At 67.1% G+C, this 20,701-nt stretch carries 22 protein-coding genes; 13 read left to right on the top strand and 9 right to left on the bottom strand.

The annotated features are described in order from the left end of the window. Positions 1–75: 75 nt before the first annotated feature. The gene (locus FHR21_RS05845) at positions 76–1,209 is read left to right on the top strand and encodes a fatty acid desaturase family protein (protein ID WP_184096227.1); all 1,134 of its coding nucleotides are present in this window, start codon (positions 76–78) and stop codon (positions 1,207–1,209) included. Positions 1,210–1,274: 65 nt separating this feature from the next. Here the strand turns inward: FHR21_RS05845 and lptG are convergent, their stop codons facing one another. Both lptG and lptF read right to left on the bottom strand, forming a co-directional pair. Then, positions 1,275–2,372 (bottom strand): LPS export ABC transporter permease LptG, encoded by a 1,098-nt coding sequence (lptG, locus tag FHR21_RS05850; protein ID WP_184096228.1) that lies wholly within the window; start codon positions 2,370–2,372, stop codon positions 1,275–1,277. Further along, positions 2,372–3,580, bottom strand: coding sequence for an LPS export ABC transporter permease LptF (lptF, locus tag FHR21_RS05855; RefSeq protein ID WP_184096229.1), 1,209 nt, complete (start codon positions 3,578–3,580; stop codon positions 2,372–2,374). The genes lptG and lptF overlap by 1 nt, the downstream gene beginning before the upstream one ends. A 132-nt stretch (positions 3,581–3,712) precedes the next feature. Here lptF and FHR21_RS05860 point away from each other — a divergent pair, with 132 nt between their 5' ends. From FHR21_RS05860 to FHR21_RS05870, 3 genes are read left to right on the top strand one after another with little or no spacing between them, the layout of a single operon-like run. After that, positions 3,713–4,228 carry a DUF2141 domain-containing protein gene (locus FHR21_RS05860; RefSeq protein ID WP_184096230.1) on the top strand — a complete coding sequence of 172 codons (516 nt, stop codon included), beginning with the start codon at positions 3,713–3,715 and terminating at the stop codon, positions 4,226–4,228. A gap of 18 nt (positions 4,229–4,246) precedes the next feature. Next, positions 4,247–5,218: a diacylglycerol/lipid kinase family protein gene (locus tag FHR21_RS05865; RefSeq protein ID WP_184096231.1), complete on the top strand. Its 972-nt coding sequence runs from the start codon at positions 4,247–4,249 to the stop codon at positions 5,216–5,218. Then, positions 5,218–6,078 carry a hypothetical protein gene (locus tag FHR21_RS05870; protein WP_184096232.1) on the top strand — a complete coding sequence of 287 codons (861 nt, stop codon included), beginning with the start codon at positions 5,218–5,220 and terminating at the stop codon, positions 6,076–6,078. Before FHR21_RS05865 ends, FHR21_RS05870 begins: the two co-directional genes overlap by 1 nt. Here FHR21_RS05870 and FHR21_RS05875 read toward each other — a convergent pair. The 3 genes from FHR21_RS05875 to FHR21_RS05885 form a co-directional block, all read right to left on the bottom strand. Continuing rightward, positions 6,075–8,033 carry an ATP-binding protein gene (locus tag FHR21_RS05875; RefSeq protein ID WP_184096233.1) on the bottom strand — a complete coding sequence of 653 codons (1,959 nt, stop codon included), beginning with the start codon at positions 8,031–8,033 and terminating at the stop codon, positions 6,075–6,077. The genes FHR21_RS05870 and FHR21_RS05875 overlap by 4 nt on opposite strands. 113 nt (positions 8,034–8,146) lie before the next feature. Continuing rightward, complete coding sequence (gene spt, locus FHR21_RS05880) at positions 8,147–9,349, bottom strand: serine palmitoyltransferase (RefSeq protein WP_184096234.1); 1,203 nt, start codon at positions 9,347–9,349, stop codon at positions 8,147–8,149. Between the two features lie 109 nt (positions 9,350–9,458). Beyond that, positions 9,459–9,695 (bottom strand): acyl carrier protein, encoded by a 237-nt coding sequence (locus tag FHR21_RS05885; protein ID WP_184096235.1) that lies wholly within the window; start codon positions 9,693–9,695, stop codon positions 9,459–9,461. Between the two features lie 147 nt (positions 9,696–9,842). On the opposite strand from FHR21_RS05885, the gene FHR21_RS05890 reads away from it, so the two are divergent. From FHR21_RS05890 to FHR21_RS05910, 5 genes are all read left to right on the top strand, one after another. Continuing rightward, complete coding sequence (locus FHR21_RS05890; protein ID WP_184096236.1) at positions 9,843–10,397, top strand: Pycsar system effector family protein; 555 nt, start codon at positions 9,843–9,845, stop codon at positions 10,395–10,397. Positions 10,398–10,519: 122 nt separating this feature from the next. Then, positions 10,520–11,917: an MATE family efflux transporter gene (locus tag FHR21_RS05895; RefSeq protein ID WP_184096237.1), complete on the top strand. Its 1,398-nt coding sequence runs from the start codon at positions 10,520–10,522 to the stop codon at positions 11,915–11,917. 130 nt (positions 11,918–12,047) lie between these two features. After that, entirely contained in the window at positions 12,048–12,335 is a 288-nt protein-coding gene (gene groES / locus FHR21_RS05900; RefSeq protein WP_184096238.1) for a co-chaperone GroES, read from the top strand. Positions 12,336–12,414: 79 nt separating this feature from the next. Next, positions 12,415–14,058 (top strand): chaperonin GroEL, encoded by a 1,644-nt coding sequence (groL, locus tag FHR21_RS05905; protein WP_184096239.1) that lies wholly within the window; start codon positions 12,415–12,417, stop codon positions 14,056–14,058. A gap of 123 nt (positions 14,059–14,181) precedes the next feature. After that, positions 14,182–14,961 (top strand): glutaminyl-peptide cyclotransferase, encoded by a 780-nt coding sequence (locus FHR21_RS05910; protein WP_184096240.1) that lies wholly within the window; start codon positions 14,182–14,184, stop codon positions 14,959–14,961. A gap of 77 nt (positions 14,962–15,038) precedes the next feature. Here FHR21_RS05910 and FHR21_RS05915 read toward each other — a convergent pair whose 3' ends face one another. From FHR21_RS05915 to FHR21_RS05930, 4 genes are all read right to left on the bottom strand, one after another. Then, a complete protein-coding gene (locus tag FHR21_RS05915; RefSeq protein ID WP_184096241.1) occupies positions 15,039–15,716 on the bottom strand; it encodes a DJ-1/PfpI family protein in 678 nt (225 codons plus the stop codon). A 148-nt stretch (positions 15,717–15,864) separates the two neighbouring features. Continuing rightward, positions 15,865–16,056: a hypothetical protein gene (locus tag FHR21_RS05920; protein WP_184096242.1), complete on the bottom strand. Its 192-nt coding sequence runs from the start codon at positions 16,054–16,056 to the stop codon at positions 15,865–15,867. Between the two features lie 89 nt (positions 16,057–16,145). Then, positions 16,146–16,442, bottom strand: a complete 297-nt coding sequence (locus tag FHR21_RS05925) for an entericidin EcnAB (RefSeq protein ID WP_184096243.1) — start codon at positions 16,440–16,442, stop codon at positions 16,146–16,148. A 191-nt stretch (positions 16,443–16,633) separates the two neighbouring features. After that, a complete protein-coding gene (locus tag FHR21_RS05930; protein WP_184096244.1) occupies positions 16,634–16,954 on the bottom strand; it encodes a hypothetical protein in 321 nt (106 codons plus the stop codon). A 236-nt stretch (positions 16,955–17,190) separates the two neighbouring features. Between FHR21_RS05930 and FHR21_RS05935 the strand changes: the two genes are divergently transcribed. Genes FHR21_RS05935 through FHR21_RS05950 form a run of 4 tightly spaced genes read left to right on the top strand, consistent with a single transcriptional unit; the run spans position 17,191 to position 20,697 of the window. Further along, positions 17,191–18,183 (top strand): ArsR/SmtB family transcription factor, encoded by a 993-nt coding sequence (locus tag FHR21_RS05935; protein ID WP_184096245.1) that lies wholly within the window; start codon positions 17,191–17,193, stop codon positions 18,181–18,183. Beyond that, positions 18,180–19,118, top strand: coding sequence for a methylenetetrahydrofolate reductase (gene metF, locus FHR21_RS05940; RefSeq protein ID WP_184096246.1), 939 nt, complete (start codon positions 18,180–18,182; stop codon positions 19,116–19,118). The genes FHR21_RS05935 and metF overlap by 4 nt, the downstream gene beginning before the upstream one ends. After that, positions 19,115–20,173 (top strand): homocysteine S-methyltransferase family protein, encoded by a 1,059-nt coding sequence (locus tag FHR21_RS05945; RefSeq protein ID WP_184096247.1) that lies wholly within the window; start codon positions 19,115–19,117, stop codon positions 20,171–20,173. Before metF ends, FHR21_RS05945 begins: the two co-directional genes overlap by 4 nt. Beyond that, on the top strand, positions 20,173–20,697 hold the full coding sequence (locus FHR21_RS05950) for a GNAT family N-acetyltransferase (protein WP_184096248.1): 525 nt from the start codon (positions 20,173–20,175) through the stop codon (positions 20,695–20,697). Before FHR21_RS05945 ends, FHR21_RS05950 begins: the two co-directional genes overlap by 1 nt. Positions 20,698–20,701: the final 4 nt, after the last annotated feature.

Raw genomic sequence — 20,701 nt, forward strand, 5'->3', positions numbered from 1 at the left:
TTACGGCATTGATGCGGCGCTGGCGACCCGCATTCGGCCATTTTGCTGCCACGAAATCATGGTGAAGAGCCGGATATGACGACGATGAATCCCCCTGCCGATCGGCTGGCCACACCCCCCGCGCCGCCGGTCACCAAGGCGCCCCCGTCGGCGGACGCCGACAAGATGCCGAAGTCGGCGATTGCCGACGATATGGCGATGATCCGCGCGGCGTCGGAGCTGACGCGCGACCTCGTGACGCCGAGCGCGCGCATCTATTGGGCCGATTTCCTCGCCTCTGCCTTCGTCGGCTATGCGGGCGTCGTCGCCGCGATCCTCGCGCCCTCGACGCCGTGGATGCTCGCCGCGGCGCTGGTCGCGGTGCTCGCGCTCTACCGCGCGGGCAGCTTCATTCATGAGATCACCCATATCCGCAAGCAGGCGCTGCCGGGCTTTCGCCTGGGGTGGAACATTCTGATTGGCGTGCCGCTGTTGATCCCCTCCTTCATGTACGAGGGCATCCACAGCCTGCACCACAATCGCACCAAGTACGGCACGGTCGAGGACCCCGAATATCTGCCGCTCGCGCTGATGAAGCCGTGGACGGTGCCGCTGTTCGTCGTTGCGGCGGCGTTTGCACCGATCGCGCTCGTCTTCCGCTATGCGGTGCTGACGCCGCTCTCCTTCCTCATCCCGCCGCTGCGGCGGATCGTGATGGAGCGCTATTCGGGCCTCATCATCAACCCGATGTTTCGCCGCAAACCGCCCGAGGGCGAGTTCCGCCGCCAATGGGCGTGGCAGGAAGGTGGCGCCTGGGCCTGGTCGACCCTGCTGATCGCGGCGGCCGTCTTCGGCTGGGTGCCGCTGCGCGCGCTGCTGATCTTCGGTGCCATCGCCTCGGCGAGCATCGTGCTCAACCAGATCCGCACCCTCGTCGCGCATCTGTGGGAGAATGATGGCGCGGTACTGACCGTGACCGCGCAGTTTCTCGACAGCGTCAACGTCCCGCCGCCGGGCCTGCTGCCCGAATTGTGGGCGCCGGTGGGTCTGCGCTATCACGCGCTCCATCATCTGCTGCCGGGCGTTCCCTATCACGCGCTGCCCGAGGCGCACCGCCGCCTGAAGGCCGCGCTGCCGGACGATTCGCAATATCACAAGGCGAATTACCGCAGCCTGCCGAAACTGGTCGCGAACCTTGTCGCCGGTTCGGCCAAGGGCGCAGCGGCCTGAGGGCGGCCATTCCTCAACCCTTGTCGGGAGACACCCGACACCGCCTCCGGCCCAAACCGCCGGCTCTATTCCTCGGTCCGGATCAAAATCATCTCGCCGATCAGCGCGAAGAGGATGAAGGGCCCCCAGGCGGCGAGGAAGGGCGGATAGGCGCCGAGGTCGCCCATCGCGAGCGCGAAATTGTCGGCGACGAAATAGGCGAAGCCCAGCGCCATCCCCAGGATCGCGCGCACGAACAGCTTGCCCGATCGCGCGAGGCCGAAGGCCGCGACCGCGCCGAGCAGCGGCATCAGGATCGCCGACAACGGCCCCGAAATCTTGTGCCAGAGCACGCCCTTCAGCGCGTCGACCGGCCGCCCCGCGGCCTCCAGGTCGGCGATCGCGCTTTTGAGCTGGGGGAAGGGAAGTTCGTCGCCATCCACCTGCGCCAGTGTGAACTGGTCGGGGCGCACGCCCTTGGCGGCGACCACGGTGCCGAGTTGTTCGACCGTCCCCGAACGGCGCAGGAAGCGCTTCGCATCGGTCAGCTCCCAGCCGCCCGCGACCGCGCGGCCGCTGTCCGCCGACAGGATCGACGACAGCACCCCGCCGTTGCGCTCATAGATTTTGACGCCGCGCAGCACGATCGCCGGGCCGCCGGTCTCGACCGTCCGCGCGTTGATCAGGTCGCCGCCCTCGCGCACCCAGATATTCGACCGTACGCCGCTGTCGGGCGGAACTTTCGCATATTCGACCTTCTGCCACGCGCCGAGCGCCGCGGTCGCGCGCGCGACGATCCGTTCGTTGAAGGCGAAGCTGATCGCGGCGACGAGCAGGGCGGCGAGGAACAGCGGCGCGAGCACCTGATGCGCCGACATGCCCGCCGATTTCATCGCCACCACCTCGCTGTTCTGGTTCAGTGTCGCCAGCGTCAATATGGTGCCGAGCAGAACCGAAAAGGGCAGGAAAGTCTCGATGATCTGCGGGATGCGCAGGCCGACATAGCGCCAGACCTCGGCGTCGCCATTGCCCGCGACCGCCAGGATCTTGCCGCTCTCGCCCAGCAAATCGAGCGTCTGGAGGATGATGACCAGCGCGAAGAGGATCGCGAAGCTGCGCACGAGGAAGAGGCGGCCGACATAGATCGCCATGGTACGCGACGGGAAGAAATGGAGCTGGTGCATCAGGCGGGCGCCTGCTTGCGCTGGAACAGGCGGAACAGTGCCTTGATCCGCCCGCCTGCCTTCGCCGCCACACGTTCGAGCGCTCCGATCGGCTGGCCGCCCGGCACATGTGCGAGCGTGTAGTACATCCAGATCGCGAGCGCGGCGAACAGCAGATAGGGCACCCACAGCGCGAGGATCGGGTCGACCGTGCCGCGCGCGCCCAGATCCTCGGCATATTGGTTGATCTTGTGCTGCGTCACCAGGATCACGATCGACAGGAAGACGCCGAGCGACGAGGTCGATCGCTTCGGCGGAATGGCGAGTGCGATCGCGAGCAGCGGGATCAGGAACATCGACGCGACCTCGACGATGCGGAAATGGAAATTGGCGCGCGTCTCCAGCCGGGTCGCGAGCGGTTCGTTCCGGTCGCGGCCGACGACGAACAATTCGGGAATGGTCAGTTCGCGGTCGGCGCCGCCGCGCAGGCGAAAGGCCTCGATCTTGGGCAGCGGGATCGGCAGGTCGTGATTGTCGAAGGTCAGCACGCGCGGCACTGCGAATTTGGGCGATTCGTGGATCAATACGCCCTTGGTCAGTCGCAGGATGATCGTGTTCGGATCGTCGGTCGCCAGGAACTGCCCCTGCGCCGCGGTTGCCGACACCGCCTGTCCGTCGTTGTTCTCGCCACGCACGAAGATGCCGCGCAGACTTCGCCCGTCGTTATAGCTTTCCTCGATCCGCAGCGTCATCCGGCTGCCGAGCTTGGTGAACTCGCCGACCTTGATCGACGCGCCGAGCGCGCCCGAGCGCAGCTCGAACTGCAACCCCTCATAGGCATAGCGCGCATAGGGCTGGATGAAGCCGACGATCGCCAGATTCAGCAATGCCAGTGCGAAAGCAAAGGCATAGGGCACACGCATCAGCCGGCCGAAGCTCAGGCCCACCCCGCGCAACACATCGAGCTCGCTCGACGTCGCGAGCCGGCGGAAGGCAAGGAGGATGCCGAGCATCAGCCCGATCGGGATGCCGAGCGAGAGATATTCGGGGATCAGATTGGCGAGCATCCGCCACACGACGCTGACCGGGCCGCCCTCGGTCGCGACGAAATCGAACAGGCGCAGCATCTTTTCCAGCACCAGCAGCATCGCCGAAAGGACGAGCGTGCCGAGCATGGGAAAGAAGACAAGCCGCGCGATATAGCGGTCGATGGCGGGTATTCTGTTCAAGCTTTCGTCGCCCCATCACCATGATTTGGCCGCAAAGGTTTCCGATATGCCGAGTCAAGGGCGACAGGGACCCATGTCGGCGCGCGCTTTCGCGTGGCTGGCGTGGCTATAGCCTCTGGAGGAATTGAGGTCATGTCGAAAATGTTTTTCGCCGGGATACTCGCCGCCGGTGCCGCCTGCGCGCTCGTCGCGCCCGTCGCGGCACAGGGCGCTACGCTGGGTCCGGCGGCTGCCCTCTGCAACAAGAACGCCACCGCCGTCCTCGTCGATGTACGTGGGTTCAAGGCGCATACGGGCACGCTGCGCGTCCAGATCTACAATGCCGACAAAAGCTATCTCGAAAAGCGCAAATGGCTCGACCGCATCGACGTGCCGGTGTCGCATTCGGGCAATATGCAGGTCTGCGTGCCGGTCGAGAAGCCCGGAAATTACGTCGTTTCGGTGCGCCACGACCTCAACGGCAACGGCAAATCGGACCGTAGCGACGGCGGCGGCCTGTCGGGCAATCCCGACATGAAGGTCACCGATTTCATCTTCAACCGCAAGCCGAAGCTCACGACCGTCAGCTTCGCGGTGGGCGGCGCGACCAAGCGCGTGCCCGTCACGCTGAACTATGTCAGCGGGCTGTCGTTCGAGCCGGTCAAGTAAGGAAGGGATCGGAGGGGCATGGCCAGCGTCGCGCTTCTTTCCAATCCGCGCTCCACGGGCAATCGCGCCCTGTTGCCGCGGGTGCGGGAATATTGCGCCGCGCACCCCGACATCTTCCATTACGAGGTCGAGCATGTCGACCAGATCGGCGAGGCGATCCGCACCATCGCGATGGTCTCGCCGCGCGTCGTCGCGATCAACGGCGGCGACGGCACGGTGCAGGCGGCGCTGACCGAACTCTATTCGGGCGGCCATTTCGGCGGTTCGCCGCCGCCGGTCGCGGTGCTGCCGAACGGCAAGACCAATTTGATCGCGCTCGATCTCGGTGCCGAGGGCGATCCGATCAAGGCGCTCGAGCGCGTCGTCGAGCTGGTCGAAAGCGGCCGGATCGAGGATCATGTGATCGAGCGCCAGCTCATCGCGCTCGACCGCGGCGGCGAGCGGCCGGTGCTCGGCATGTTTCTGGGCGGGGCCTATCTCGCCGACGTCATGCTCTATTGCCGGCACCGCATCTATCCGCTCGGCCTGCCCAACGGCATCTCGCACTTCCTGGCCGCGATGCTCGCCTTCGTCTCGATCCTCTTCGGGCTCGGCGGTGGCCGACTGCCACCCAAGCCCGAACCGATGACGGTGTCGTTGATCCGCCAGGGCGAATTCAAGGGCAAATTCTCGCTGCTGATCGTGACGACGCTCGAAAAGCTGCTGCTCAGCATCCGCACCAGCGACCGATCCGGCACCGCCGGGAACATGAAGTTGCTCGCCACCGAAAGCAGCGTCGGGGCGCTGTTCCGGATGCTCGGCGCGACGTGGCGTGGCACGCTCGGCCAGCGCGAGTTGGCGGGGGTCCATTTCCAGCAGGGCGACGAAATCCGCATCGAAGGCGAGCGCTCGAATGTCATCCTCGACGGCGAGATTTTCGAAGCGATGGGCGGCAAGCCGATCATCTTGACCTCGACCCAGCCGGTGCCCTTCCTGCGCCTCGCGGCCTGATGTCCGACCTTCCGGCCCTGGTCCGCGCCGAACTGGCGCTTCCGGTCGATCCGCGCGTCGCCGCGATGGCGGCCGCGATCGCGGCGCACTATCCCGGCAGCGCGCGCGCGGTGCTCTTTTACGGAAGCTGCCTGCGCGAAACGCAGCTCGACGGGCTGATGCTCGATTTCTACCTGATCGTGTCGGATTATGGCGACGCCTATGACAGGCGCTGGCTGGCGCTCGCCAACCGGCTGATCCCGCCCAATGTCTTTCCCTTCGAGCATCAAGGGCTGATCGCCAAATATGCGGTCCTGAGCGAGGGGGATTTCGACCGGCTGAGCGGCCCCGAGACGCGCAATGTGTCGGTATGGGCGCGCTTTGCGCAACCCTCGCGTCTCGTCTGGGCGGTCGACGATACCGCGCGCGATCGGGCAGTGGCGGCGGTCGCGCGCGCGGCGCCGACGCTGCTTGCAGCCGCAGGACGGGTCGAGGGCGAGGCGCCGCTCGACTGGTGGCGCCGCGCCTTCTCGCTCACCTACTCGGTCGAGCTGCGCGCCGAGCGGACGAACCGCGCGCAGTCGGTGGTCGACGCCGACCCCGACCGCTATCGCCGCTTTGCCGTGCCGGCGATGGCGGCCATTCCAGCCGGCGCGGCGAGCGGCGGCTGGACGCGCCGGCGGATCGAGGGGAAGCTGCTCAGCATCGTGCGGCTGGCGAAGGCGAGCCTGACCTATGCCGGCGGCATCGATTACCTCGCATGGAAGATCAACCGCCACGCCGGCACGAAGATCGAGATCAAACCCTGGCAGCGCCGCTGGCCGCTGATCGCCGCCCTGACCTTGGTGCCGCGCCTGGTGCGGAGTGGCGCGATCCGCTAGCTCGCCAGCCGCTGCCCCTCGCGCGGTTCGCTGCTGCGGCGAATCGCCTGGTCGAGCGCGGCAAGGGTGAAGGGCTTCCGCAGCACGTCATGGTCGCCGAAGCTCGCGATCTCGCTCGCATCGCCGGCAAAGCCGGTGACGAACAGCACCGAGAGGTCGGGCCAGCGCTGCTTGAGCTGCGCGACCATTTCGGGGCCGGTGAGTTCGGGCATCAGCACGTCGGACAGGATGAGGTCGAAGCCGTCCTCGCGTTCCACCAGCGCCTCGGCGTCGAGCGGATTGCCGCAGGCAACCGCGCGGTGCCCGAGTTCGCCCACCGCGTCGACCGTCGCCGCCAGCACGCGCTCGTCGTCCTCGACCACCAGAATATTGAGCGCCGTGCCGGGCGCCGCAGTCATGGCCGCGGCGTTGCCGCTGTCGGCTTCGGCGAGTCCGGTGGCGGGTTTGGCGACCGGCAGCAGCATCGCGACGCGCGTGCCTTCGCCTTCGGTCGACTGGATCTGCACCTCGCCGCCCGACTGGCGGCAGAAGGCGAAGACCTGGCTCATCCCCAGTCCGGTGCCCTTGCCCGCCGGCTTGGTGGTGTAGAAGGGGTCGAAGACGCGTTCGAGCACCTCCGGCGCCATGCCGCAGCCGGTGTCGATCACCTGCACCGCCAGTCCTGTCGCTTCCTCCTCCTCGTCGCGCAGGGTGCGGATGGTCAGCGACCCGTGGCCATCCATCGCATCGCGCGCGTTGACCGCGAGGTTCAGCAGCGCATTCTCGAACTGCTGGCGGTCGAGCCAGCACCGCAACCCTTCGGTATGAAGGTCGAGCGTCAGCGCGATCCGGTCGCCGATCGTCCGTTCGATGAGCTGCGCGAAGGAGGCGATGCACGCATCGACGTCGGTCATCTCGGGCCGCGCCGGTTCCGAGCGCGCGAAGGTGAGCAGGCGCCGGGTCAGGTCGGCGGCGCGGTTGGCGCCGTCGAGCGCGTTGTCGATGTGGCGCTGTGCCTTGTCGGGCGCCTCCGACAACCAGCGCTGCGCGAGTTCGAGCCCGCCGACGACGACCGCGAGCATATTGTTGAAGTCGTGCGCGATGCCGCCGGTGAGCTGGCCGACCGCCTCCATCTTCTGCGCCTGGCGCAGCCGCGCCTCGGCCGTCTCGCGCTCGGTCATTTCGGTGCGCAGCGCATTGTTGGCACGTTCGAGCTCGGCGGTGCGCGCCTCGACCGCAACCTCCAGTTCGGACGCGCGTTCGCTTTCGGCGACCTGCTCGCGCCGTGCGAGTCGGCGTTCGCTCTCGGCGCGCAGCAGCGAAAAGGTCGCGCCGATCGCGATCACGGCCGCGGCGGCACCGAGCAGCGAAAAGAGCAGGATTGCCTGGTTGAGGCTCGCCCGGTCCGACGCTGCGATCCGGTTGCGCTGTGCAAGCAGCGCGCGCTCGTCGCGGATCAACTGGGTCAGCAGGCGGTCGATGCGGATCAGTGCGGGGTCGTGCCCGGCGGCATTATATTTGGAAATGGCGGCGACGGTCTGGTTGTAATTGGCGCTGAGCGCCGCATCGCCGAGTTGCTCGCCGCGAGCCTCCAACTCGGCGGTCAGCTTCGCGACCAGCGCGGCCTGCGGCGGATTGTCGCGGACATTGCGTTGCAGCAGGCGCAGATATTGCATCGCGACGCCCCATTGCTGCTGATAGACGCGCCCGTCGCCCTTTTGCAGTCCGACCGCGAAGCGCCCGAGCGCCGCCTCGGCGCGGGCGAGCGCGGCGTCGAGCGAGCGCGTCTGCGAGATGACCTCCAGGCTGTGCGCCTGCCAGCCGAGCGAGCGATCGTAATCGTCGTTGGCCCGCATCAGCAGCAGGACGAGCGCCGCGACGACGCCGACCAATATGGCGCCGACCCCCGCGGTCAGCCAGAAACGCAGCCGCTGGCGGCGTCCATCCCCGTCGCTGTCGAAATCCCGCTCAAACACCGGCACCTCTTACCGGCAATCGCCGGTCGCGGAAAGCCGCGAAGGCAGGGCGCTGTCCGGTACCGTACGGCTCGCCGCGAAAAGCTGTCCGCCGATCCGTCGAACCGTCCGGCTCAGCCGATGATTCCGGCGCGCTTGCCGGCGCGTTCGAAGCGCGCGAGAATCTCGCCGACCTGATCGCTGCTGTGCTCGGCGCACAGCGAGCAGCGCAGCAGCGTCATGCCTGCGGGGGTCGCCGGCGGACGCGCCAGGTTGACGTAGAGGCCTTCCTCGAGCAGCGCCTCCCACATCGTCGCGCCCTTTTCGAGATCGGGCATGATGACCGCGATGATCGCCGACTGCGGCTCCTCGGTGCCGAGCGTGAAGCCGAGGTCCCTCAGCCCCTTGTGCAGCGTCTTCGAATTCTCCCACAGATGCGCGCGCTTGTTCGACCCGTGCATCAGCTTGCGGATGCTGGTCGCGGCGGTCGCGACGACGCTCGGCGGCAGCGAGGCGGTGAAGACATAGGGGCGGCAGACCAGCCGCATGATCTCGAACTTCGGATGGTTCGACACGCAGAAGCCGCCGACGGTGCCGACGCTCTTGCTGAACGTGCCGATGATGAAGTCGACATCGTCGATCACCCCCTGCGCCTCGGCGACGCCGCGGCCGTGCTCGCCGATGAAGCCCATCGAATGCGCCTCGTCGACCAGCACCATCGCGCCATTTTCCTTGGCGACGCGGATCATGTCCTTGAGCGGTGCGACGTCGCCGAGCATCGAATAGACGCCCTCCAGCACGACGAGCTTGCCCGCCTCGGCGGGCAGGCGCTTCAGCCGCTTTTCGAGCGCCTCGATGTCGTTGTGGCGAAAGGCGACGATTTCGGCATCGCCCATCTTGCACCCGTCATAGATCGACGCATGGCTGTCGATGTCGAGGATGACATAGTCGCCCTTGCCGGCGATGGTCGAGATGATGCCGAGGTTCGCCTGATAGCCGGTCGAGAAGACCATGGCGTGATCCATGGCGTAGAATTCTTTCAGCGCCTCCTCGACCTCCTTGTGGCCCTGGTAGGTGCCGTTGAGGACGCGGCTGCCGGTGGTGCCGCTGCCGAACTTGTCGAGCGCCTCCTTGCCCGCGGCGATCACGTCGTCGTCGAAGGTCATGCCCATATAATTATAGGTGCCGAGCAGGATGGTCTTGCGCCCGTTGCACATCGCGACGGTGGGCGAGAGAACCTTTTCCATCACCAGATTGAACGGATCGGTGACGCCGGTGGCGAGCAGGTCCGCGCGCTGCTGGATCAGCGGGTCGAATTTGGAGAAGAGATCGGTCATATCAAATATCCCATGCCCGTTCGTGTCGAGCGAAGTCGAGACACCCGTCGGCACGGCGCTATGTCGAGGGCCATCTCGACTTCGCTCGATGCGAACGGTGAAGAGGGGGTTACCCCTGCAGTTTTTCCACCGCGGCGACGAGTTGGCCGACATTCTCGATCTCGGCCTGCTGGTTCATGCTGATGATGATGTCGAACGTGTCCTCGACCTCGGCGACGAAATCCATCACCGTCAGGCTGTCCCATTCGAGATCGCCGGCAAAGGTGGTGGCGTCGGTCAGATCGGCGCCCTTCTTGTTGAACGGTTCGATCAGGCCGTAAATCTGATCCTTGAGAGCGGTGCTCATGGGTGCGTCCCTAAAGATGGTGAACTGCGCGCGGCAATGCCGCGCCACCATCCGCTTGGCAAGCGAATGCGGCGGCAATCGGGCAGCATCTTGCCGATCCGGGCCGGACATGCCATCGCTGGCGGGTCGAGACAGGGGATCCGTCTAATGGACGACCGGCAAGAGGGCGCCGCGCACAGCTTTCCGCCCAATGCGGTGCATCTGGTGCGCACCAATCAGCAATTGACGATGCAATTGTCGCAGATGGCGGATCAGAAGGCGTCGATTCTGATGGGAGCGACCTTTGTCGTCTTCACCCTCGCGATCGGACAGGCGCGCGCGGGCGCCGGCGCGTTCGCGCTGCCGCTGACCATCCTGGCGACCTTTTCCTTTCTGTCGGCATTGCTGGCGGTTTCGGCGGTGCTGCCGCGTGTCGGCAAGGCGCCGGCGCAGGACGGGGATGGGAAGGATCGCGGCAACATCCTCTTCTTCGGCCATTTCGCCGATATGGAGGAGGCGGCATTCATCGCGGCGGTGAAGGCGCGGCTGCGGACCGAAGAGGATATCTACGAGACCATATTGCGCGACACCTGGCAGAATGGCGTCGTCCTCGCGCGGCGCAAATATCGCTACCTCGCCTATGCCTATCGACTGTTCGTCGTCGGGCTGACGCTGACCTTCCTGGCGTTCGCGGCCGAGATGGCGATGGCCTGGATGGGGTGAGGCGGAACTAGGCGGGGCGACGCCGGGCGGCTGTTGCCATTTCGTCACCCTCGCCCTGAATTTCCGTTAGCGGCGGCAATTGCGGTGGCGCGGCCGGATCGCTTCCCCTATCCGGGCCGGCCATGTCGAGCCAGGCCGCTCCTCTGACCGGTGCTCCCGCACCCACGTTGCGTGCCGAATTCGGCGCGACGATGGCGCTCGCCTGGCCGCTGGCGGCGGCGAATCTGCTGCAGATGATGGTGCATGCGATCGACGTGATCTTCGTCGCGCGGCTCGGCGAGGCGTCGCTCGCCGCCGCATCGCTTGCCATTTCGATCTTCGGCCTGCTGCTGTGGACCAGCACCGGCCTCGTCGGCGCGGCAGCGCCGCTGATTGCGGCCGAACTCGGGCGGCGCAAGCACGCGGTGCGCGAGGTACGGCGCACGGTGCGCATGGCGCTGTGGCTCAGTCTGCTCGTCGCGATCGCTGCGATGGGCGTCTGTGCGGCGGGCGGAGCGATCATGCGCGCGACGGGGCAGGCGCCCGAACTGTCGGCGCATGCGTCCGGCTTCCTGCGCATCCTGATGTGGGCGATGTTTCCGATGATCGCGGCGAGCGTGCTGCGCATCTTCGTGTCGGCGCTCGGCCGACCCAAGATCGCGACCGCGATCACCTTCCTCGCGCTCTTCGTCAACGCGCTCGGTAACTGGGCGCTGGTGTTCGGCCACCTCGGCCTGCCGGCGCTCGGCCTGCACGGGTCGGCGCTGTCGAGCATCATCACCAGCAGCGTGATGCTGCTCGCCTATATCGTCGTCATCCAGTCCGACCGGCGGTTGCGGCGCTATCATCTCTTCGGCAACTGGTGGCGCCCCGAATGGCCCCGGTTTCGAGAGATCGTGCGGATCGGCACCCCGATCGGCCTCATCATCCTGGCCGAGGCGGGGCTATTCACCGGCGCCGCCTTCCTGATGGGGCGGATCGGCGAAGAACAGCTCGCCGGGCACACGTTGGCGCTGCAGATCGCGGCGCTTGCCTTTCAGGTGCCGTTCGGCGTCGCGCAGGCGGCGACGATCCGCGTCGGCCTCTCCTATGGCGCGCGCGACCACCACGGCATCGCGCTCGCGGGGCAGGCATCGCTGATCCTCGGCATCGGCTTCATGGTGGTGACCGCGGCGATCATGTGGCTCTTTCCGCGGCTGGTGCTGTCGATCTATGTCGACGTCGATGCGGCGCGCAACGCGGCGCTCGTCGGCTATGCGATGCAGTTCCTCGTCGTCGCCGCCGCCTTCCAGCTTTTCGACGGGGCGCAGACGGTCGCGGCGGGCGTGCTGCGCGGCCTTCAGGACACGCGCGTCCCGATGGTCATCGCGGTGTGCGGTTACTGGCTCGCAGGATACGGCGCCGCGATCTACCTCGGCTTCTGGACTCCGCTCGCCGGGGTCGGCATCTGGATCGGCCTCGCGGTCGGGCTCGTCGTGGTCGCCGGGCTGCTGCTCATGCGCTGGCGGATGCGGGCGCGGCTGGGGCTTCTCCCGGCCTGACGAAAAAAAGGCGGAAAGAATCTTCGTCCGCCGCTTGACGCTCCGCGACCATCGACCCATATGCCCGCCTGTTAGCACTCTCCCATGGCGAGTGCTAAACTGACATCCATTGCATATCCGGAGGACATCCATGCAATTTCGTCCGTTGCACGACCGCGTGCTGGTTCGCCGCATCGAAGCCGAGGAAAAGACGGCTGGCGGCATCATCATCCCCGACACCGCCAAGGAAAAGCCGCAGGAAGGCGAAGTCGTCGCCGTCGGCACCGGCATCAAGGCCGAAGACGGCAAGGTTACGCCGCTCGACGTCAAGGCGGGCGACCGCATCCTGTTCGGCAAATGGTCGGGCACCGAAGTCAAGGTCGACGGCGAAGAGCTGTTGATCATGAAGGAATCGGACATTCTCGGCGTCATCGCCTGAGCCGGTCCCGCCGATCCGGCGGAACCCCGATTTCAGTGTGAAGTTACGCAGTTTTCTGCGGAATCGAAAGGAAGCATAAATGGCTGCCAAGGACGTTAAATTCAGCCGCGACGCGCGCGAGCGCATCCTCAAGGGCGTCGACACCCTCGCCGACGCGGTGAAGGTCACCCTCGGGCCCAAGGGCCGCAACGTCGTGATCGATAAGAGCTTCGGCGCGCCCCGCATCACCAAGGACGGCGTCACCGTCGCCAAGGAAATCGAACTCAAGGACAAGTTCGAGAATATGGGCGCGCAGATGCTGCGCGAAGTCGCCAGCAAGGCAAACGACAAGGCCGGCGACGGCACCACCACCGCGACCGTTCTCGCCCAGGCGATCGTGCGCGAAGGCATGAAGTCGGTTGCCGCCGGCATGAACCCGATGGACCTGAAGCGCGGCATCGACATCGCGGTGACCAAGGTCGTCGACACGCTGAAGGGCCAGTCGAAGGCCGTTTCGGGTTCGTCCGAGATCGCCCAGGTCGGCATCATCTCGGCCAACGGCGACAAGGAAGTCGGTGAGAAGATCGCCGAGGCGATGGAAAAGGTCGGCAAGGAAGGCGTCATCACCGTCGAGGAAGCCAAGGGCCTCGATTTCGAGCTCGACGTCGTCGAAGGCATGCAGTTCGACCGCGGCTATCTGAGCCCCTATTTCATCACCAACCCGGAAAAGATGCTCGTCGAGCTGTCCGATCCGTACATCCTGATCTTCGAGAAGAAGCTGTCGAACCTCCAGTCGATGCTGCCGATCCTCGAAGCGGTGGTGCAGTCGGGCCGTCCGCTCCTGATCATCGCCGAGGATATCGAAGGCGAAGCGTTGGCGACCCTCGTCGTCAACCGCCTGCGCGGCGGCCTGAAGGTCGCGGCCGTCAAGGCGCCGGGCTTCGGCGATCGCCGCAAGGCGATGCTGCAGGACATCGCGATCCTGACCGCCGGCGAGATGATCAGCGAAGACCTGGGCATCAAGCTCGAATCGGTCACGCTCAACATGCTGGGCCAGGCCAAGCGCGTCACCATCGACAAGGACAACACCACGATCGTCGACGGTGCCGGCGAAGCCGATGCGATCAAGGGTCGCGTCGAGCAGATCCGCGCGCAGATCGAGACCACGACGTCGGACTACGACCGTGAAAAGCTGCAGGAACGCCTGGCGAAGCTCGCCGGCGGCGTTGCGGTCATCAAGGTCGGCGGCGCGTCGGAAGTCGAGGTGAAGGAACGCAAGGACCGCGTCGACGATGCGCTCCACGCGACCCGCGCCGCAGTCGAGGAAGGCATCGTCCCCGGTGGCGGCACCGCGCTCCTCTATGCGACCAAGGCGCTCGAAGGCCTCACCGGCGAGAATGAGGATCAGACCCGCGGCATCGACATCATCCGTCGCGCGCTTCAGTCGCCGGTTCGCCAGATCGCCGAGAACGCCGGCTTTGACGGCGCGGTGGTCGCGGGCAAGCTGTTCGACCAGTCGGACGCGAACTTCGGCTTCAACGCCGCGACCGACACCTATGAGGATCTGGTCAAGGCCGGCGTCATCGACCCGACCAAGGTCGTCCGCACCGCGCTGCAGGATTCGGCTTCGGTCGCGGGCCTGCTCATCACCACCGAAGCGGCGGTGAGCGAGCTTCCCGAAGACAAGCCGGCGATGCCGATGGGCGGCGGCGGCATGGGTGGCATGGGCGGCATGGACTTCTAAGTCCGCGCTGCCACGCCATCCGGCTTCGACCCGAAAGGGCGCGCCGAAAGATCGGGGGCCGGGACGCCATGTCCCGGCCCCTTTTCATTTGCCAGCGGGTCCGTGCTGGCATAGCCAGCGGGCATGAGCCTGCTTCTGGCCCTTCTCGCCGTCTTCGCTGCGCCGGCCCCTGCGGCGCCGGCTCCCGCCGATCAGCCGGCCGCCGTTGTCCGCTGCAGCTACAGCATCGTCCACACCTGGCCCCACGACCCGCACAGCTTCACTCAGGGGCTCTTCTGGTACGACGGTCATCTCTACGAAGGCACCGGCCAGTATCGGCGTTCGCGCATCGCGCGCCTCGACCTCGAAACGGGCAAGGCGCTGGCCGAGACGCCGCTGCCGCCCGACCAGTTCGGTGAAGGCATCGCGCGCTGGGGCGACCAGATCGTCGGCGTCACCTGGAAGGGCGGCGTCGGCCATCGCTGGCGCCTCAAGGACCTGCAGCCGCTCGGCACCTTCACCTATGAAGGCGAGGGCTGGGGGCTCGCGTCGCACGGCGACCGCCTCGTCCTCAGCGACGGCACCGCCAACCTGCGCTTCTTCGATCCCGCGACGATGACCGAAACCGGGCGCGTGCCCGTCACGCTGGCCGGCCGGCCGCTGCGGATGCTCAACGAGCTTGAGGAGATCGACGGCGAGCTTTGGGCCAATGTCTGGATGACCGACGCGATCGTCCGCATCGACCCCGAAACCGGGGTCGTCGGCTCAATCATCGATCTGCGCGGATTGCGGCAGGATGCGGGCGCCGCGGGCTATGACAGCGTGCTCAACGGCATCGCCTGGGACGCGAAGGGAAAGCGCCTGTTCGTCACCGGCAAATATTGGCCGAAGCTTTACGAGATAAAGCCTGCCGACTGCCGCTAGGCGCCGAGCATTGGATCGGCGTCACTTCTCTTTTCGCTCGACACGAACGGGACGGTGGGTCGGGTCAAACATTGACCCTAGCCGCCGAGCGCCGCCGCCATTCGCGCCGTCGCCGCATCATAGACGCGGGCCTTCAGACCCTCCGTGACCGCCGCCGGCGCATGGTCCGGATGGCCGCCGGCGAAGGGCGGGGCGGGATCATATTCGATGGCGAGCTGGATCGCCTGCGCGACCGCGTCGCCGCGCAGCCGGGCGATCAGCGTCAGCGCGAAATCGAGGCCGGACGTGACCCCGCCGCTGGTGACGATATTGCCGTCCTCGACGACGCGGCCGGGCGCCGGCTCGGCGCCGACCAGCGGCAGCAGATGGGTGTAGGCCCAGTGCGTCGTCGCGCGCCGCCCCGCGAGCAGGCCGGCGCGGCCGAGCAAAAAGGCGCCGGTGCACACGCTCGTCACCCACTGGGCGCCGGCGGCCTGCCGCGCGACGAAATCGACGGCCTCGGCGTCGCCGAGCGCGTCGGCCACGCCGTGCCCGCCCGGCACGCACAGGATATCGGCCTGGGGGCAGGCGGCGAAATCATGCGTCGGCACGATTGCGAAGCCGCTGTCGGTGACGATCGCCTCGCGCGTTGCGGCGGCACCGGCAAGCCGCGCGCCGGGCATGCGCGACAGCGCCTGCGCGGGCGCGGTGAAATCGAGCTGGGTGATGCCGGGGAACAGCAGGAAAACGATTCGAGTCGGCGCGGTGTCGGTCATCGACATGGTCCTTGCGATGGCGGTGGATCACCCAGGCGCGCGGCTCGCATGGCGGATCGCCAATCCCACTTCCCGATAGGACTCCATCTTGCAGCGCCAGTTGCGGGACGTGTGCAGCCTATCGCAGCGTCGGCGGCGCGGAAAGAGGTTACGGCGCTTTCGGCGGTTCCTGAGCGTTCGCTGGCGGGTCGCTGTCGCGACTTTCCAGCATCGCCGCCGCGTCGTCGAGCGCCTTCGCCTCGCTGACCGTCACGCCGCCCGGTCCGGGTTCATTGTCGGTGCGGCTGCATCCCGTCAGGGCGATGGCGGCGAGGAGCATGAGGCAGGCAGGACGGGTCATCGCTCTCTCCTACACAGGAAAAAGGGGGCCGCTCATGCCGAGCGAACCCCCTTTCGTCCCGAGCTGCACGCCGCGGCGTGCAAGCCCGATCACTGCTTGTCGTTGGCTTCGGCCTTCGCCGTTTCCTCTGCGACCTTGTCGCCGGCGGTCGCGGCGGCGTCGCCCGCAGCGTTGACCGCGCCTTCGACGGCATTGCCGGCGTCCTTGGCGGCATCGGCGGTTGCGTCGGCGGCGTCGGCGGCGCCTTCGGCCATCGCGTCGCCGGTGGCCGCGACATCATCAGCAACCGCCGCGCCGGCTTCCGACGTTTCCTGCTGCGCCTTGTCGGAGCAGGCAGCGAGGCTGAAGGCCGCGGCGGCCATCGAGGCGATGATCAATTTGCGCATGGTAATTCCTTTCGAATGCCAGGGTGGCCGGGCTCCGGCCCCTGGGCGCAAGGATTAACCGCCGATGAAGGGCTTGGCAACCGCGCAAGCCGCGCCACCCTGGCCGCGCCCGGTTCCGCAACGAAAAGGGCCGCCGGCACGAAGCGCGGCGACCCTCTTTTCCTGCGGCCCGAAAGCCGGAAAGAAGCAGCTTACTGCTTGGCTTCTTCCATCGCGCCCTTGGCGGCGTCGGTCGCTTCCTTGGCGGCGTCGGCAGCTTCGGCGGCCTTGTCGGTCGCGGTCGCGGCGTCGCCCGCAGCAGCGGCGTCGGCCGCGTCGCCGGCAGCGGCGGTCGCATCGGCAGCGGCGTCGGCAGCGCCCGACGCGGCGTCCATCGCGCCGTCGGCAGCGCCTTCGACGGTCGCCGCGGTGTCTTCGGTGGTCGCGGCCGTGTCGTCGGCAGCCTTTTCACCGCAAGCGGCGAGGCCGAGCGAAGCGGCAAGGACGAGCGACAGAGTGATCGACTTCTTCATGTGGGAATACCCCTCTTGATGGAACTGATCGACCGGCATGCGGATGCGAAGCATTCGACCCGGCAATTTGCCAATCGCGCTTAGAGCTACAGACTCGCCAAATCGCGTGCAACGCCCTTTTTTTGCGATCCTGTCCCAATTCGTCCCGTTCGGCGCACTTCGTTGCGGCGAGCGGCGGGAAAAAGGAGGGCGACGACCCGTTGACCGGATATAAAGAAAGCTTTATATCCTATGTCATGACCGAGCTGCTCGATATTTTTCGTGCGCTAGCCGATCCGACCCGGCTGCGAATCGTCGCGCTTCTGCGCGAGATGGAGCTGGCGATCGGCGAACTGGCGGTCGTGCTCGACCAGAGCCAGCCGCGCGTGTCGCGCCATGTCCGCATATTGGTCGAGGCCGGAATCGTCGAACGGCGGCGCGAGGGAAGCTGGGTATTCCTGCGTATCATCCGGGGCGGCGCGGTAGGCGATATCCTCGCGCACGCCGACGACTGGCCCTTTTCGGCGCGCGAGGCGCTGGTGGTCGCGCACGACGCGCGCCGGCTCGCGGCGATCCGCACCGAGCGCGTCGCCGCCGCCGAGCGCTATTTCGCCGAACATGCCGCCGAATGGGACGCGATCCGCTCGCGCCACGTCGCCGAGAGCGAGGTCGAGGCGGCGATGCTGGCGATGCTGCACAACCGCCGGCTCGGCCATCTGCTCGACATCGGCACGGGCACGGGCCGGATGGCGGAGATTTTCGCGCCGACCGCGCGCCATGTCACCGCGCTCGACCGCAGCCCCGACATGCTGCGCATCGCGCGCGCCAAGCTGACTGACCAGCCGGTGCCGGTCGACCTCATCCAGGGCGATTTCCTGAACCTGCCGATGGCCGATGCGACGATCGACAGCATCGTCATCCACCAGGCGCTGCATTTCGCGCATGAACCCGATCGGGTGATCGCGGAGGCGGGGCGGGTGCTGCGCGGCGGCGGGCATCTGCTCGTCGTCGATTTCGCGCCGCACGAGGACGAGGAACTGCGCACGCTCGCGGCGCACGCGCGCCTCGGCTTTTCGGACGCGCAGATCCGCGGCTGGTTCGCCTCGGCGGGCCTGCTGCTCGAAACCACCCAAACGCTCGAAGGCGGGGAGCTGGCCGTGAAGCTCTGGCTCGGCCGCCGGCGCAGCGATGAAGATCAACCGCCGGTCGTCCGCGATGGCGACGGCTCGCATAAAAGGCTCGCGGCATGACATCGACCCTCGACTCCCTCGCCGAAGCGCGCCGCGCCGCGGCCTCGCCGCTGTTCGCCGACCTGGCGGGCGATATCGGCGTCAGCTTCGAATTCTTCCCGCCCAAGACCGAGAAGATGGAAGCGCAGCTTTGGGAAACCTTTCACACGCTCGAGCCGCTCGCCCCGCGTTTCGTCTCGGTGACCTATGGCGCCGGCGGCTCGACGCGCGAGCGCACCCACGCCACCGTCGCGCGCATCGCGAAGGAGAGCCCGGTGCCGCCCGCGGCGCACCTGACCTGCGTCGAAGCGTCGCGCGAAGAGATTGACGCGGTTGCGCGTGCCTATTGGGATGCCGGCGTGCGCCACATCGTCGCGCTGCGCGGCGACGTGCCGGGGGGCGAGCCCTATCGCGCCCACCCCGACGGCTATGCCAATGCCGCCGAACTGGTCGCGGGGCTGAAGGCGATCGCGCCCTTCGATATTTCGGTCGCCGCCTATCCCGAGACGCATCCCGATTCCGATTGCCCGCAGGCCGACCTCGACAATCTGAAGCGCAAGTTCGACGCCGGCGCGACGCGCGCGATCACCCAATTCTTCTTTTCGCCCGATGCCTTTCTGCGTTTCCGCGACGCGGCGGCGGCGGCGGGGATCGATGCGCCGATCCTGCCCGGCATCCTGCCGGTATCGAACGTGTCGCAGACGAGGCGCATGGCCGATATGTGCGGCACCTCGATCCCGGCCTGGATGGTCTCGATCTTCGACGGGCTCGACGATCATCCCGCCGCGCGTCAGCTCGTCGCCGCGACGATCGCGGCCGAGCTCTGCCGGCGCCTGTATGCGGGCGGGGTGCGCGATTTCCATTTCTACACGCTCAACCGCGCCGAGCTCAGCTATGCGATCTGCCATATGCTCGGGCTGCGGCCGACCGCCCCCGCCAAGGAGAAAGCCGCATGACCAGCAGCGCACGCGACGCCCTGCACGCCGCAGCGAAGGAGCGCATCCTCCTCACCGACGGCGGCTGGGGCACCCAGATCCAGATTCGCAAACTTGCCGAGGCCGACTATGCCGGCGCCCTCGGCCTGTCGCACGACCAGAAGGGCAACAACGACATCCTCGCGCTGACGCGGCAGGATGTCGTGACGGCGATCGGCGAGGCCTATCTGGCGGCGGGGTCCGACATCGTGTCGACCAACACCTTCAGCGCCAACCGGATCAGCCAGGCCGATTATGGCGCTGAGGCGCTGGTCGCCGACATCAATCATGAAAGCGCGCGGCTGGGGCGCGAGGCGGCCGACAAGTTCGCCGCGCAGGACGGTCGTCGCCGCTTCGTCGCGGGGGCCGTCGGACCGACCAACAAGACGCTGTCGCTGTCGCCCGACGTCAACAACCCCGGTTATCGCGAGATCGATTTCGACGAATTGAAGGACGTCTATCTGGAACAGGTGGTCGCGCTGGCCGAGGGCGGCGCCGATTTCATCCTGATCGAGACGATCTTCGACACGCTGAACGCCAAGGCTGGCATCGCCGCGACGCTGGAGGCCGGGGCGAAGGTTGGACGCGACCTGCCGCTGATGATCTCGATGACCTTGACCGACCTGTCGGGGCGCAACCTGTCGGGCCACACGGTCGAAGCCTTCTGGTATGCGGTGCGCCATGCGCGGCCGCTGACCGTCGGGCTCAACTGCTCGTTCGGCGCCGCGCAGCTTCGTCCGCACGTCCGCGTGCTTTCGGACCTCGCCGACACGCTGGTGATGGTCTACCCCAACGCCGGCCTGCCCAACGAACTCGGCGAATATGACGAGCAGCCGGAGACGACGGCTGGGCTCGTGCGCGAATGGGCCGAGCATGGCCAGGTCAACATCCTCGGCGGCTGCTGCGGTTCGACCCCGGCGCATATCGCCGCGATGGCGAAGGCGGTCGCGGGGCTGGCGCCGCGGCATATCCCCGACGTGCCGGTCCGCACGCGGCTCGCCGGGCTCGAACCCTTCACCATGGCGGCCGCCTCCTGATGGACGAGGGACCGACATGGACGATCCGCGAAGCCGGGGAGAGCGATGCGCCGGCGCTCGCGCTGATCGGCGCGGCGACTTTCCTCGAAACCTTCGCCGGCATCATCGACGGCGCGGCGATCCTCGGCCATTGCGCCGCGCAGCATAGCGCGGCGGCCTATCGGGACCATCTTGCGGCGGGCGCGCGGGCGTGGCTCGCCGAGGCGCTGCCGGGCGGCGCGCCGATCGGTTTCGCGCTGATTACCAAACCCGATCTCGCCGCCGCGGCGGAGGGCGATATCGAGCTCAAGCGCATCTATTCGCTGTCTCGCTTCCACGGCACCGGCCTTGGCGCCGCGCTGATGGAGCGGGCCGTTGCCGCGGCCGAGGGTCATCGCCGCCTGCTCCTCGGCGTCTATGCCCGCAACGATCGGGCGCTCGCCTTCTATCGCAAGCAGGGTTTCGCCGACATCGGCACGCGCCGGTTCGACGTCGGGGGCAAGCTCTACGACGACCGCGTCCTTGCCCGCCCGCTCGCTTCCTGATTCT

This window comes from Sphingopyxis panaciterrulae, assembly GCF_014199295.1.
GTDB classification, from domain to species: domain Bacteria; phylum Pseudomonadota; class Alphaproteobacteria; order Sphingomonadales; family Sphingomonadaceae; genus Sphingopyxis; species Sphingopyxis panaciterrulae.

Excerpts from the sequence above, each read along its gene's own strand:
- FHR21_RS05930 (WP_184096244.1), bottom strand. The coding sequence starts at position 16,954 with ATGAAGAAGTCGATCACTCTGTCGCTCGTCCTTGCCGCTTCGCTCGGC.
- FHR21_RS05910 (WP_184096240.1), top strand. The coding sequence starts at position 14,182 with ATGAGCCTGCTTCTGGCCCTTCTCGCCGTCTTCGCTGCGCCGGCCCCT.
- groL (WP_184096239.1), top strand. The coding sequence starts at position 12,415 with ATGGCTGCCAAGGACGTTAAATTCAGCCGCGACGCGCGCGAGCGCATC.
- FHR21_RS05950 (WP_184096248.1), top strand. The coding sequence starts at position 20,173 with ATGGACGAGGGACCGACATGGACGATCCGCGAAGCCGGGGAGAGCGAT.
- FHR21_RS05870 (WP_184096232.1), top strand. The coding sequence starts at position 5,218 with ATGTCCGACCTTCCGGCCCTGGTCCGCGCCGAACTGGCGCTTCCGGTC.
- FHR21_RS05945 (WP_184096247.1), top strand. The coding sequence starts at position 19,115 with ATGACCAGCAGCGCACGCGACGCCCTGCACGCCGCAGCGAAGGAGCGC.
- FHR21_RS05845 (WP_184096227.1), top strand. The coding sequence starts at position 76 with ATGACGACGATGAATCCCCCTGCCGATCGGCTGGCCACACCCCCCGCG.
- FHR21_RS05890 (WP_184096236.1), top strand. The coding sequence starts at position 9,843 with ATGGACGACCGGCAAGAGGGCGCCGCGCACAGCTTTCCGCCCAATGCG.
- FHR21_RS05915 (WP_184096241.1), bottom strand. The coding sequence starts at position 15,716 with ATGACCGACACCGCGCCGACTCGAATCGTTTTCCTGCTGTTCCCCGGC.
- FHR21_RS05865 (WP_184096231.1), top strand. The coding sequence starts at position 4,247 with ATGGCCAGCGTCGCGCTTCTTTCCAATCCGCGCTCCACGGGCAATCGC.
- lptG (WP_184096228.1), bottom strand. The coding sequence starts at position 2,372 with ATGCACCAGCTCCATTTCTTCCCGTCGCGTACCATGGCGATCTATGTC.
- metF (WP_184096246.1), top strand. The coding sequence starts at position 18,180 with ATGACATCGACCCTCGACTCCCTCGCCGAAGCGCGCCGCGCCGCGGCC.
- FHR21_RS05935 (WP_184096245.1), top strand. The coding sequence starts at position 17,191 with ATGACCGAGCTGCTCGATATTTTTCGTGCGCTAGCCGATCCGACCCGG.
- FHR21_RS05860 (WP_184096230.1), top strand. The coding sequence starts at position 3,713 with ATGTCGAAAATGTTTTTCGCCGGGATACTCGCCGCCGGTGCCGCCTGC.
- groES (WP_184096238.1), top strand. The coding sequence starts at position 12,048 with ATGCAATTTCGTCCGTTGCACGACCGCGTGCTGGTTCGCCGCATCGAA.
- FHR21_RS05925 (WP_184096243.1), bottom strand. The coding sequence starts at position 16,442 with ATGCGCAAATTGATCATCGCCTCGATGGCCGCCGCGGCCTTCAGCCTC.
- FHR21_RS05895 (WP_184096237.1), top strand. The coding sequence starts at position 10,520 with ATGTCGAGCCAGGCCGCTCCTCTGACCGGTGCTCCCGCACCCACGTTG.
- FHR21_RS05885 (WP_184096235.1), bottom strand. The coding sequence starts at position 9,695 with ATGAGCACCGCTCTCAAGGATCAGATTTACGGCCTGATCGAACCGTTC.
- spt (WP_184096234.1), bottom strand. The coding sequence starts at position 9,349 with ATGACCGATCTCTTCTCCAAATTCGACCCGCTGATCCAGCAGCGCGCG.
- FHR21_RS05920 (WP_184096242.1), bottom strand. The coding sequence starts at position 16,056 with ATGACCCGTCCTGCCTGCCTCATGCTCCTCGCCGCCATCGCCCTGACG.